The organism is Streptomyces sp. NPDC012835, assembly GCF_042900885.1.
Taxonomy (GTDB): Bacteria; Actinomycetota; Actinomycetes; order Streptomycetales; family Streptomycetaceae; genus Streptomyces.
This window is the reverse complement of the sequence record NZ_JBIBBW010000001.1, coordinates 1,225,489-1,237,848: the sequence shown is the minus strand read 5'-3', so window position 1 is coordinate 1,237,848 and position 12,360 is coordinate 1,225,489. Positions and strand designations below refer to the sequence as shown.

Sequence of the window (12,360 nt, the reverse complement as noted above, 5' to 3'; positions counted from 1 at the left end):
CGGGTCCGTCCGCCCCCCTGTGCGAGGCTGGGGCGGGGCCCGTGAACGGTACGGGCGCGGACGTGAGGTGACGGGAACGTGCTCAAGGGGCGATGGCGTACGACAGGCAGCGCCCTGCTGCGCGTGATCACCGTGTGGGCGGTCTCCACGCTGACCATGCTGCTGCTCGCCGGTGTCCTGCCGGACTTCCACCTCCAGTCGGAGGACGGGGACAGCGTCACCAGGACCGCCCTGACCGCCGCCTGGGGCGCCGGCGCGTTCGGCCTGCTGAGCGCGCTCGTGTGGCCGGTGCTCGTCCGGGCGCTGCTGCTGGTGCCCGCGCTCGTCCTCGGCCTGCTGGTCTTCTTCCTGAACGGTTCGCTGCTGCTGATAGCGCTGCGGCTGATCCCCGACGGCCGGGGCGCGGCCGACCCGCAGACCGCGGTGGTGGTCGCCGCCGTGATGTCCGCCGTCGCCTCAGCGACCTCCACCGCCCTCGCCGTCGGCGACGACGGTGCCTACCGGCGCAGGCTCTCGCGCCTCGCCGTCCGGCGGCGCCGCAGGACCGGCGAGGACGGCCGGCACGGCGGGCTGCCCGGTACGGTCTTCCTCCAGCTCGACGGCGTCGGACACCGGGTGCTGCTGGACGCGGTCGCCGACGGGCTGATGCCCCGGCTGGCGAGCTGGCTCGGCGAGAAGCCCGCCGGGACGAACCGCCCGGCGCGCTCGGGCGACCCGGAGCCGGCCCCACCGCCGACCCACCGGCTGACGCCCTGGCGCACCGACTGGTCCAGCCAGACCGGCGCCAGCCAGCTGGGCATCCTGCACGGTTCCAACCACGACGTGCCCGCCTTCCGCTGGTACGAGAAGGACACCGGCCGGATCATCGTCAGCAACCGGCCCGCCAGCGCCGCCCGGCTCCAGCGCCGGGCCATCGAGCGCACCGGCGACGGCGGTCTGCTGACCTTCGACGGCGCCAGCCGGGGCAACCTCTTCAGCGGGGGCGCCGACCAGCTCGCCCTCGTCCTCTCGATCGCCGCCCGGCGCGGCAGGGCCAACCGCTCGCGCGCCGGGTACTTCGCGTACTTCAGCGACCCGGCCAACGCCGTCCGTACGGTCGTCTCCTTCGTCGCCGAGGTCGGCCGGGAGATCGGCCAGTCCACCCGCGCCCGGCTGCGCGGCGACCGGCCACGGGTCGGCCGGGGCGGGCTCTATCCGTTCATCCGGGCCTTCGCGACCGTCGTCGAGCGGGACGTGGTGGTCACGGCGGTCATCGGGGACATGCTCGCCGGACGCACCGCCGTCTACGCCGACCTCGTCGCCTACGACGAGGTGGCCCACCACTCGGGACCGCACAGCCGCGACGCGGCGCAGGTCCTGGCGCGGCTCGACCGCTCGGTCGGCCTGATCGCCAAGGCGGCGCGGCACGCCCCGCGCGGCTACCGGATCGTGCTGCTGTCCGATCACGGCCAGAGCCCGGGCGAGACCTTCGAGGCCGCCTACGGACTCACCCTCAAGGACCTGGTCAGGGCGGGCTGCGGACTGCCCGTGCCGCGCCGGGCCCAGCGCACCAAGAGCGGCGCCGAGGCCCGCGACGCCGCCCGCCACGCCGTACTGGGAGCCCTGCACCGGCCGGAGCCCGAGGGGGCGGAGGAGGAGCCGGCGCGCAGTTCCGACCCGGTCGTACTGGCCTCCGGGAACCTCGCCCTGATCTCGTTCCCCGACGTACCGGAGCGGATGAGCCGCGAGCACATCGACCGGCGCCACCCGGCGCTGCTGCGCACCCTCGCCAACCACCCGGGCATCGGCTTCCTGCTGGTGCGCAGCGAGGAGCACGGCTCGGTGGTGCTCGGTCCCGCCGGGGTCGAGATACCGGTCGGCGAGCTGACCGACGACGGGCCGCTGGCCGCCATGGGGCCCGGCGCGGCCGACGCCGTACGGCGCACCGACGGCTTCCCGCATGTCGCCGACATCATGGTCAACTCGATGTACGACCCGGAGACGGGCCGGGTGCACGCCTTCGAGGAGCAGATCGGTTCGCACGGCGGCCTCGGCGGCGAACAGTCGCGCCCCTTCCTGATGTCACCGCTGACGCTCTCCGCGCCGGTGCCGGACGGCGCGGAACTCGTGGGCGCCGAGCAGGTGCACGGGGTGCTCAGGCGCTGGCTGCGCGAGGGAAGCGGCCCCCAGGTGCCGATGGGCTCGCCGGACGGGCGGGCCGTGCGGGAGGCAGGCCGCGGTTCGCATACGCGCGCTACGGTGGCACGAACCGCCGAGGGCGAGTGGGACACGGCATAGCACCCGTACCCCGTGCGGGCGGTTTCCGCCGGTAGCAGGGCGGCGAGAGGTGCGTACCCGGGCAGGTCAGGCATGTCCAGGAGGTCGTGCCCATGCGCCGTACCGTGCTCGCCGCACCCCGTGTCGCCGCCGCCGCGGCCGCTCCTTCCGCCGCGACGCGCCGGGGCGTGCTGGTCCTCCTGCTGGTGCTGGCCGCTTTCCTGGGCATGGCCCTCGAACCCTGCGCGGCGGTCGTACGGGGCACGCCGCCGCCTTCGCCGCTGGCGGGGTCCCGCGATCCCTCGGGCGACGGGCAGGGCGAGGTGCAGCAGGACACGGCCGAGACGGAACAGGCCACGCCCGCCAGGACCCAACGGGCGGGCAGGGCCAAGGTGGAGCCCCCGGCCCCGCTCGGCTCGCGTGCCGTGGAGCCCGCCCCGTACACCGCGCGCTGCGGCCCCGCGGTGACCCCGCGCGTGCCCGGCTCCGCGCGCTGCGCGGTGCTGCGCTGCTGACAGGTCCGGTCAGCCGTCAGCAGCACCGGCCCCCGGCAACCCCTCTGTCCCGCCGCGCCGCCGGCGCGCGCCCCCGCCGCTTCGGCCACGAGTCCGGGTGGCTCCGCCACCGGGGCTTCCGGCCGCCTCGCGGGCCGCGCGCACCGGAGGACGCCCACGCGGGGCGGACGACACCGGGCGCCGCACCAGCACCGTACCGACGCACCGTGAGGACACCGCCATGCCCGTTGACCTGTTCGCCGCGCTCAGCGCCATGATCCGTGCCGAGGCCGCACGTGCCGACGAGTCGGCCCCCCGGCCGCGGGCCGCGGTCGCCGGAGGCGCGGGACGCGACGCTGAACCCGTCGCCGCCTCCGCCGCCGCGCCGGCCGCCCCTTCCGGGACGGCGGAACCGGAGCGCCGCGAGCGCCCCGGCCGCGAGGACCGGAGGTAACCGCGTTTCCCCGCCGGGCCGGTCGCCTCCGCACGCGCGGACACGACCGGCCCGCTCATTCCCGCGCCGGGGCCGTGCTCTCCCGCTCGATCAGCCGGGGGAGCGGCACCTGCACGGTGCGGGCCCCGCCGCCGTCGAGCAGCGCGGCCAGCTCCCCGGCGGCGATCCTGCCGAAGGCGACCGAGTCCCGGGAGAGCGCGGTGAGCCACGGGCGCACCAGCCGGCACAGCGCCGAGTCCTCCCAGGAGACGATCGAGACATCGGCGGGCACGGAGAGCCCGAGCCCCGTCGTGACCGCCGCCCCGGCCGCCGCCATCACGTCGTTGTCGTAGATCAGCGCGGTCGGCGGGCGGGGCCCCTCCAGCACCCGGCGGGTCACCTCGCCGCCCTGGGTGTCGGAGTAGTCGGTGGTCAGCGAGCGCACCTCGGCGAGCCCGTACCGGGCCGCCTCGCTGCGCAGCGAGCCGATGCGCCGCTCGGTGTGGGCGAGCGAGGGGAGCCCCGCGATGTGCGTGATCCGGCGGTGGCCCAGCTCGTGGAGCCGGCCGACGACGGCGGCCATGGCGCCCGCGTCGTCGGCCCGTACCTGCGAAGGGCCCCGGTGCTGTCCGCTCCCCTCGCCCTGCCCGTCGGTGAGCGCGCCGATGACGACAGCGGGCAGGCCCAGCTCGTCGAGGAGCCCCGGCCTCGGGTCGTCGGTCCTGGGGTCCACCACGAGGACCCCGTCCACCCGGTGCTCCGCCCACCACCGGCGGTAGACCGCGCATTCGGCCTCCATGTCCTCCACCACCTGGAAGAGCAGGCCGAGTTGACGATCTGAAAGGATCTGCTGGATGCCGGAGATCAGTTGGAGAAAGAACGAGTCCACCCCGAGGGTCGCCGCGGGTCTGGCCAGCACCAGGCCGACCGTGGCGGCGCCCTCGCCGGAGAGCGCGCGCGCCGCCGTGCTGGGCCGCCAGCCCAGCTGTTCGGCGACCCGGCGCACCCGGTCGCGGGTCACCTCGGAGACGCCGGGACGGTCGTTGAGCGCGAAGGACACCGCGCTCTCCGAGACCCCGGCGCGCTGGGCGATGTCCTTCATCGTGGGGCGGCGCGCGGGGGTGCGCCTGGCCGTCGGGGTGCCCTTGGCCGACGGTTGGTTCACTGCCACCCGTGTACCTCTCTGCCGGGGTGCCGCGGCCTCCTCCGGTCCTGCCGGACGAGCCGGGCCGGCCCCGGACTAATGCGCTTGAGTACCCGCATCCTAAAGCGCATTAGTCGTCACTGCAACAAAGGAAAAATCACGGCCCTGACCTGCTGAGAAACCAGCCGGGGCCATCTTTTTCGCACGAATCTGTTGACTTTCCACCCACTACATTGCAAGGTCTGCTGGACATCAGTGACCGGAGGCTCGCTCCCCCGGCCCGCAGTCAGCACGCCTGGTCAGAGCGAAGGAGCCCTTCACCGTGCGTATCTCCCGAAGAGCAGTAGCCGTAGCCGCTGTTCTCGCCACCGTCCTCCCCCTCAGCGCCTGCGGAGGATCCGACAGCGAGTCCTCGGACGCCTCCGGCGCGGTCAAGGGCAAGATCACCTTCCAGACCTGGAACCTCCAGGCGAACTTCAAGGACTACTTCAACGGGGTCATCAAGGACTTCGAGAAGAAGTACCCCGACACCAAGGTGAAGTGGGTCGACCGGCCGGCCGAGGGCTACGCGGACAAGCTCAGCGCGGACGCCGCCGGCGGCACGCTGCCCGACGTCGTCAATGTCTCCCCCGACCTGGTGACCCCGCTGGCGAAGGCCGGACTCGCGCTGGACCTGGACAAGGACAAGACCTCGTCCGAGTTCAGCAAGGAGTATCTGCCGGGCGCCTGGAAGAGCCACCAGATACCGGGCATGGAAGGCACCTACGGCTTCCCCTGGTACCTGAACACCGGTCCGACCTTCTACAACAAGCGCCTCTTCACCGAGGCCGGCCTCGACGCCGAGAAGCCGCCGACCACCTACGACCAGCTGTTCGAGGACAGCCTCAAGCTGGCCAAGCAGAGCAACGGCAAGGTCGCCACCCTCGCCCAGGTGCCCACCATCGAGGACTTCGGCCGCTACGGCGTCCAGCTGATGAACAAGGAAGGCACCGGCTTCGCCTTCAACGACGCCAAGGGCGTCGAGCTGCTCACCAACTACAAGAAGATGTTCGACAACAAGGCCCTCGACTCGCAGGCGCTCACCGCGACCCCCGAGAGCGCCGGCACGAAGTTCCTCACCGAGTCCGTCGCCATGAACCCGGGCAGCGCGTTCGACCTGGACAACTTCAAGAAGAACGCCCCGAACCTCTACAAGAACATCGGGATCACCGACCAGATCAGCAGCACCGGCAAGGTCAACATGTACGTCATGGGCGTCATGGTCAACGCGAAGACCAAGGAGAAGCCCGCCGCCGTGGCCTTCGCCCACTTCGTCACCGACGCGACCCGCCAGATGTCCTTCGCCAAGCAGGTCGCCATCTTCCCGAGCACCAAGGGCTCCCTGGACGACCCGTACTTCACCAAGGAGGACGGCACCGACGAGACCCGGGTCCGGATCGCCGCCGCCAAGTCGCTGAAGAAGGCGGAGAACTACACGCCCGTCCTGTTCAGCGAGCAGATGAAGACCGAGCTGCGCAACCAGGTGGCGAAGGCGCTCCAGGGTAAGCAGAGCCCCCAGGAGGCGCTCGACCAGGCCGTGAAGGCCTGCGACCGCCTCCTCCAGCAGAGCTGAGAGCCGAGCCCCGCACCATGACAAGCTCCACCGCCCCCAGGGCACTTCCCCCGGATCCCGCGGTGGCGGGGCCCACGCACCGGAGCCCCGGCTCCGGCCGTGGGCCCCGCGTCGGGACCCTCCGTGGGATCAGGCGCCAACTGCCCATCAGCCCCTGGCTGTTCGCAGCCCCCGGGCTGCTGGTGATCGGCGCCTTCAGTCTCTATCCCTTCTTCAGCACCCTGATCAACTCCTTCACCGACAAGCGGACCCTGATACCCGGCGAGTACGTCGGTCTCGCCAACTTCCGTGAACTGCTGCACGACGAGATGTTCTGGATCGGGCTGCGCAACAGCACGCTCTACATCGTCGGCGTCGTCCCCGCCCTGGTCCTGCTGCCGCTCCTGCTGGCCATGCTCGTGCAGCGGCACATCCCCGGCATCTCCTTCTTCCGCTCCGCCTTCTACACCCCCGTGGTCGCCTCGATCGTGGTGGTCGGGCTGATCTGGGTGTGGATGCTGGACGACCGGGGACTGGTCAACTCGCTGCTGGAGGCGGTGGGGATCGGCCGGATCGGCTTCCTCAGCGATCAGTGGCTGCTGCTGTTCAGCGCGATGGCCGTCACGGTCTGGAAGGGCCTCGGCTACTACATGATCATTTACCTGGCCGCGCTGGCGAACGTCCCGCGCGAGCTGCACGAGGCCGCCGCGGTGGACGGCGCCGGAGCGATCCGGCGGTTCGTCACCGTCACCGTGCCCGCCGTCCGCTCCACCATGGTGCTGGTCGGCGCGCTCTCCTCGGTCGCCGCCTTCAAGGTCTTCTCCGAGGTCTATCTGATGGCCGGCCCCAGCGGCGGCCCGGCCGGCGAGGACACCACCCTGGTGATGCTCGTCCAGCGGGTCGGCACCGGGCTGAGCGGCCGGGTCGGCTACGCCTCCGCCATCTCCGTGGTCGTCTTCTGCATCACGGTCGCCCTGATGCTGCTGGTGCTGCGCGCCGACCGCAAGGAGGACGCGTGAGCATCCTGAAGGCCACCGACGCCGAGGGCCGCCGGATCGCGCCCTGGCAACTGGTGCTGCGCTACGTCCTGCTGCTCGCCGTACTGGCCCTGATGGTCGGTCCGTTCCTCTGGCAGCTGTCCACCTCGCTCAAGGGCACGACGGAGGACATCTACAGCTCCCCGCCGTCGTTCTTCCCGAGCCATCCGACCCTGCACAGCTACGGCCGGGTCGCGGACGTCATCCCCGTCTGGGAGTACGCGTTCAACTCGGTCAAGGTGGCCACCGCCAACGTGGTCACGAACTGCGTGGGCGCCTCGCTGGCCGGATACGCGCTGGCCCGGATGCGCTACCGGGGACGGACGGCGGCGACCCTCGCGTTCATCCTCGCGATGCTCGTCCCCGTCGAGGGCATCATCATCGCCCAGTTCACCACCATGCGGGACCTCGGCCTCAACAACACCCTCCTCGGTGTGCTGCTGCCCGGCTCCATCGGCGCCATGAACGTCCTGCTGATGCGCAACGCCTTCCTCAACCTGCCGCACGAGATCGAGGAAGCGGCCTTCGTGGACGGTGCCAACGTCTGGCAGCGCTTCCTGCGGATCGCTCTGCCCGCCGTCAAGGGCACCATCGCGGTGGTCGCGATCTTCTCCTTCATGGGCGCCTGGGACGACTTCCTCTGGCCGCTGATCGTCCTGAGCGATCCGGAGAACTTCACCCTCACCATCGGGCTGAACTACCTGCACGGCACCTTCGCGCAGGATCCCCGGCTCGTCGCCGCCGGCACCATCATCGCCGTGGCGCCGCTCATCGTGCTCTTCGCCTGCCTCCAGAAGTACTTCTTCCAGGGCGTCGGCGAGGGCGCCGTCAAGGGCTGACCCACCGCACGCCCCCGCACCCCCCGCACTGTCAGCCGTGAGAAACAGGAACGCTGCCCGTATGAGCCCCTCCGCACCGCGCTTCGGCGTGAACTACACGCCCAGCCAGGGCTGGTTCCACCACTGGCTGGACTTCGACCTGGACGACGTACGCGCCGATCTGGACTCCATCGCCGGGCTCGGTCTCGACCACATCCGGGTCTTCCCGCTCTGGCCGATCTTCCAGCCCAACCGCACCCTGATCCGCCCCCGCGCCGTCGAACAGCTGGTCCAGCTGGCGGACGCCGCCGCGGAACGCGGCCTGGACGTCAACGTCGACGGGCTCCAGGGCCACCTGTCCAGCTTCGACTTCCTGCCCGCGTGGACGCAGACGTGGCACCGCCGCAACCTCTTCACTGACAACGATGTCGTGGCCGGGCAGGCCGCGTACCTCCGTACGCTGGCCGCCGCGCTCGCCGACCGGCCGAACTTCATCGGCATGACCATCGGCAACGAGATCAACCAGTTCTCCGGGCCGCCGCACCCCGACCCCGACCGCATCACCCCCGCCCAGGCGGACGCGTGGCTGCGGCGGCTGCTGGACGCGTGCGAGGAGGGGGCGCCCGGCAAGCTCCATCTGCACGCCGAGTACGACGCCGCCTGGTACCTGGACGACCACCCCTTCACCCCGGCGCAGGCCGCCCGGCTCGGCGGCGTCACCGCCGTGCACTCCTGGGTGTTCAACGGCACCGCCCAGCGCCACGGCCCCACCGGTACGGCCACCGAGCACCACGCCGCGTACATGATCGAGCTGGCCAAGGCGTGGGCGCTCGAACCGCACCGCCCGGTCTGGCTCCAGGAGGTCGGCGCCCCGGCGCCGCTGATCGCGCCCGAGCACGCCGCCGCCTTCACCGAGGCGACCGTCGCCAACGCGCTGGACTGCGCGGACGTCTGGGGCGTCACCTGGTGGTGCTCGCACGACGTGTCGCGCACGCTCGCCGACTTCCCCGAGCTGGAGTACAGCCTCGGACTGCTCACCAACGACCGCCGGGTCAAACCGGCCGGAGCGGCCATCGCCCGGATCGTCGCGGACCGCCGCGCCGGGACCTACGCGCCCGCGCCCCGCACCACCGCGCTCGCCGTCGACATCGGCGACGACGCGACCGGGCCCGCCCGGTCCACCTGCGCCCCCGGCGGGACGTTCTTCGAGGCGTACGCCCGGCTCACCGAGGCGGGCGTACGGCCCGCGGTCGTCCTCGCGAGCAGGGCCGGCGACCGGGACCATCTGGCGGCCCGTGGTATCACCGAAGTCGTCCATCCCGACCAGGTCCAGTGACCCGACAGCCGTCGGCCCGTACCCCGCACCCGCACCCACCGCACCCATCCGCACCTCCGCACTTCAGGAGCACCCCGCATGCACGATGACCGCAGCCTCGTCGAAGGCCGTCTCAAGCGTGTCCTCGACGAGCGCGTCCGGCCCGCCGTCCACCCCGAATCGGTCCCGCTGGAGATCGCCGTCTGGAACGCGCCCGGCGAACCCGTACCCGTTGCGGAGGGCCTCGCGGGGCCGGTCGAACCGGTCGCGGTCGGCGACCGCTGGGGCGCCCCCTGGGGCACCAGCTGGTTCCGGGTCTCCGGCACCGTCCCCGAGAAGTGGGCGGGCCGTACCGTCGAGGCGATCCTCGACCTCGGCTTCGACGAGAACATGCCCGGATTCCAGTGCGAGGGCCTGGTCTACCGGCCCGACGGCACCCCGGTGAAGGGCCTCAACCCGCGCAATCAGTGGGTGCGGATCGGCGCTCCCGTCGCCGGCGGCGAGAAGGTCCTGCTGCACATCGAGGCCGCTTCCAACCCGGTCATCCTCGACTACCACCCCTTCCTCCCCACCCAGCTGGGGGACAAGGAGACCGCGGGCAGCGAGCCGCAGTACACGCTGGCCCGGATGGATCTGGCGGTCTTCGACGAGACCGTCTGGAACCTCGTCCAGGACTTCGAGGTGCTCGGCGAGCTGATGGCCGAGCTGCCCGTCGAGGGCGCCCGCCGCTGGGAGATCCTGCGCGCGATCAGCCGCGCGCTCGACGTCATCGACCTCCAGGACGTGAACGGCACCGCCGCCGCGGCCCGCGAGCAGCTCGCCGGAGCGCTCGCGAGCCCCGCGCCCGCCACCTCGCACCGCATCAGCGCGGTCGGTCACGCGCACATCGACTCCGCCTGGCTGTGGCCGCTGCGCGAGACGGTCCGCAAGGTCGCCCGTACGACGGCCAACATGACGGCCCTGCTGGAGGACGAGCCCGAGTTCGTCTTCGCGATGTCGCAGGCGCAGCAGTTCGCCTGGATCAAGGAGCACCGGCCCGAGGTCTACGCCAAGGTCAAGAAGGCCGTGGCGGAGGGCCGGTTCGTGCCGGCCGGCGGCATGTGGGTCGAGTCCGACACCAACATGCCCGGCTCCGAGGCGATGGCCCGGCAGTTCGTGCACGGCAAGCGCTTCTTCCTGGACGAGTTCGGCATCGAGAACGACGAGGCGTGGCTGCCGGACACCTTCGGCTTCGCCGCGGGACTGCCGCAGATCATCAAGGCCGCCGGGTCGAAGTGGCTGCTCACCCAGAAGATCTCCTGGTCCACGATCAACAAGTTCCCGCACCACACCTTCAACTGGGAAGGCATCGACGGCACCCGCATCTTCACGCACTTCCCGCCCGTCGACACCTACAACTGCTCCATGACGGGCGAGCAGATGGCCCACGCGGCGAAGAACTTCAAGGAGAAGGGCGTCGCCCGGCACTCGCTCGCCCCGACCGGCTGGGGGGACGGCGGCGGCGGTACGACCCGCGAGATGATCGCCAAGTCGGCGCGGCTGAAGAACCTCGAAGGCTCCGCCACCGTCGAGTGGGAGGCGCCCGGCGCGTTCTTCGCGAAGGCCGAGGCGGAGTACCCGAACCCGCCGGTCTGGGTCGGCGAGCTGTACCTGGAGCTGCACCGCGCCACGCTCACCAGCCAGGCGAAGACCAAGCAGGGCAACCGCCGCAGCGAACACCTGCTGCGCGAGGCCGAGTTGTGGGCCGCCACCGCCGCCGTACGCACCGGAGCGGCCTACCCGTACGAGGACCTCGACCGGATCTGGAAGACGGTGCTGCTGCACCAGTTCCACGACATCCTGCCCGGCTCCTCGATCGCCTGGGTGCACCGCGAGGCCGCGAAGACCTACGAGGGCCTCGCGACCGAGCTGAACGGCATCATCGACGCCGCGCAGCGCGCCCTGGCCGGCGACGCCTCCGGCTCCACGGAGCTGGTCTTCAACTCCGCCCCGCATCCGCGCGGCGGCGTTCCGGCCGGCGCCGCCGGACCGGTCGGCGCGGCCACCGGCGTGGAGCCGTCCCCGCGCGAGGGCGGCGGATATGTGCTGAGCAACGGGCTGCTGGAGGTCGAGATCGACGGCCGCGGCCTGGTCGTCTCGGCGTACGACATCAGCGCCGAGCGCGAGACCGTCGCACCCGGCGAGGCCGCCAACCTGCTCCAGATCCACCCCGACTTCCCCAACCAGTGGGACGCCTGGGACGTGGACGAGTTCTACCGCAACACCGTCACCGACCTCACGGACCTCGACGAGCTGACCCCCGTCGAGAACGGTGTCCGGGTCGTCCGCCGCTTCGGCGACTCGCGCGTCACCCAGCTGCTGACGCTCGCGCCCGGAGCCAAGCGGCTCGACATCGACACCGAGGTCGACTGGCACGAGACCGAGAAGTTCCTCAAGGCGGCCTTCCCGCTGGACGTCCACGCCGAGCGCTACGCCTCGGAGACCCAGTTCGGCCACGTGTACCGCGCCACGCACACCAACACCAGCTGGGAGGCGGCCAAGTTCGAGGCGTGCAACCACCGCTTCGTGCACCTGGAGGAGCCCGGCTGGGGTGTCGCGCTGGTCAACGACTCGACGTACGGACACGACGTGACCCGTACGGTCCGCGCCGCCGACGGCGGCACGACCACCACCGTCCGCGTCTCCCTGCTGCGCGCCCCGCGCTTCCCCGACCCGGAGACCGACCAGGGCGTCCACCGCTTCCGGCACGCCCTGGCACCCGGTGCGGCGATCGGGGACGCGGTCCGCGAGGGGTACCGGATCAACCTGCCCGAGCGCCGGATCACCGGGGCGGACGCCGAGGTGGCCCCGCTGGTGAGCGTGGACAACGACGCCGTCGTGGTCAGCGCCGTCAAGCTGGCCGACGACGGGAGCGGGGATCTGGTCGTACGGTTCTACGAGTCGTCCGGCGGCCGGGCCAAGGCCCGCGTCCACCTCGGCTTCGAGGCGACCGGACTGGCCGTGACCGACCTGCTGGAGCGCCCGCTGGCGGACACGGAGCCGCCGGCGCTCGACGGCGGGACGGTCGGGCTCTCGCTGCGCCCGTTCGAGCTGATCACGCTGCGGCTGACGCGCGGCTGACGGTCCGCGGACGAGTGCGGGAGGCGGGGGGCCCCGGGGGGGGGGGGCCCCCCCCCCCCCCCCGGGGCCCCCCCCCCCCGCCCCCGGGCCCCCCCCCGGCCCCCCCGCGTTAAACCCCGGCCCCCAGTTGACCCCCCCCCACCCGCGCCCCC

9 protein-coding genes are annotated in these 12,360 nt (G+C 72.0%); 8 read left to right on the top strand and 1 reads right to left on the bottom strand.

Going from position 1 to position 12,360, the window contains the following annotated elements:
* The first annotated feature begins 78 nt into the window (after positions 1 to 78).
* From ACFY6S_RS05030 to ACFY6S_RS05020, 3 genes are all read left to right on the top strand, one after another.
* Positions 79 to 2,277, top strand: coding sequence for a phage holin family protein (locus ACFY6S_RS05030; protein ID WP_388822972.1), 2,199 nt, complete (start codon positions 79 to 81; stop codon positions 2,275 to 2,277).
* Between the two features lie 92 nt (positions 2,278 to 2,369).
* Complete coding sequence (locus tag ACFY6S_RS05025) at positions 2,370 to 2,771, top strand: hypothetical protein (protein ID WP_388822971.1); 402 nt, start codon at positions 2,370 to 2,372, stop codon at positions 2,769 to 2,771.
* Positions 2,772 to 2,991: 220 nt separating this feature from the next.
* Entirely contained in the window at positions 2,992 to 3,204 is a 213-nt protein-coding gene (locus ACFY6S_RS05020) for a hypothetical protein (RefSeq protein ID WP_388822969.1), read from the top strand.
* A 55-nt stretch (positions 3,205 to 3,259) separates the two neighbouring features.
* Here the strand turns inward: ACFY6S_RS05020 and ACFY6S_RS05015 are convergent, their stop codons facing one another.
* Entirely contained in the window at positions 3,260 to 4,285 is a 1,026-nt protein-coding gene (locus tag ACFY6S_RS05015) for a LacI family DNA-binding transcriptional regulator (RefSeq protein ID WP_388823839.1), read from the bottom strand.
* 364 nt (positions 4,286 to 4,649) lie between these two features.
* Between ACFY6S_RS05015 and ACFY6S_RS05010 the strand changes: the two genes are divergently transcribed.
* The 5 genes from ACFY6S_RS05010 to ACFY6S_RS04990 all read left to right on the top strand — a co-directional run bounded on the left by ACFY6S_RS05010 (position 4,650) and on the right by ACFY6S_RS04990 (position 12,208).
* On the top strand, positions 4,650 to 5,939 hold the full coding sequence (locus tag ACFY6S_RS05010) for an ABC transporter substrate-binding protein (protein WP_388822967.1): 1,290 nt from the start codon (positions 4,650 to 4,652) through the stop codon (positions 5,937 to 5,939).
* Positions 5,940 to 5,956: 17 nt separating this feature from the next.
* Positions 5,957 to 6,937 (top strand): carbohydrate ABC transporter permease, encoded by a 981-nt coding sequence (locus tag ACFY6S_RS05005; protein ID WP_388822965.1) that lies wholly within the window; start codon positions 5,957 to 5,959, stop codon positions 6,935 to 6,937.
* Complete coding sequence (locus tag ACFY6S_RS05000; protein ID WP_388822963.1) at positions 6,934 to 7,794, top strand: carbohydrate ABC transporter permease; 861 nt, start codon at positions 6,934 to 6,936, stop codon at positions 7,792 to 7,794. The genes ACFY6S_RS05005 and ACFY6S_RS05000 overlap by 4 nt, the downstream gene beginning before the upstream one ends.
* A 61-nt stretch (positions 7,795 to 7,855) precedes the next feature.
* Positions 7,856 to 9,109 carry a glycosyl hydrolase gene (locus ACFY6S_RS04995; protein WP_388822960.1) on the top strand — a complete coding sequence of 418 codons (1,254 nt, stop codon included), beginning with the start codon at positions 7,856 to 7,858 and terminating at the stop codon, positions 9,107 to 9,109.
* A gap of 78 nt (positions 9,110 to 9,187) precedes the next feature.
* A complete protein-coding gene (locus tag ACFY6S_RS04990; RefSeq protein WP_388822958.1) occupies positions 9,188 to 12,208 on the top strand; it encodes an alpha-mannosidase in 3,021 nt (1,006 codons plus the stop codon).
* Positions 12,209 to 12,360 lie beyond the last annotated feature (152 nt).

Coding starts and splice junctions, on each gene's coding strand:
- ACFY6S_RS05025 (WP_388822971.1), top strand. CDS start 2,370: ATGCGCCGTACCGTGCTCGCCGCACCCCGTGTCGCCGCCGCCGCGGCC.
- ACFY6S_RS05020 (WP_388822969.1), top strand. CDS start 2,992: ATGCCCGTTGACCTGTTCGCCGCGCTCAGCGCCATGATCCGTGCCGAG.
- ACFY6S_RS05015 (WP_388823839.1), bottom strand. CDS start 4,285: ATGAAGGACATCGCCCAGCGCGCCGGGGTCTCGGAGAGCGCGGTGTCC.
- ACFY6S_RS05005 (WP_388822965.1), top strand. CDS start 5,957: ATGACAAGCTCCACCGCCCCCAGGGCACTTCCCCCGGATCCCGCGGTG.
- ACFY6S_RS04995 (WP_388822960.1), top strand. CDS start 7,856: ATGAGCCCCTCCGCACCGCGCTTCGGCGTGAACTACACGCCCAGCCAG.
- ACFY6S_RS04990 (WP_388822958.1), top strand. CDS start 9,188: ATGCACGATGACCGCAGCCTCGTCGAAGGCCGTCTCAAGCGTGTCCTC.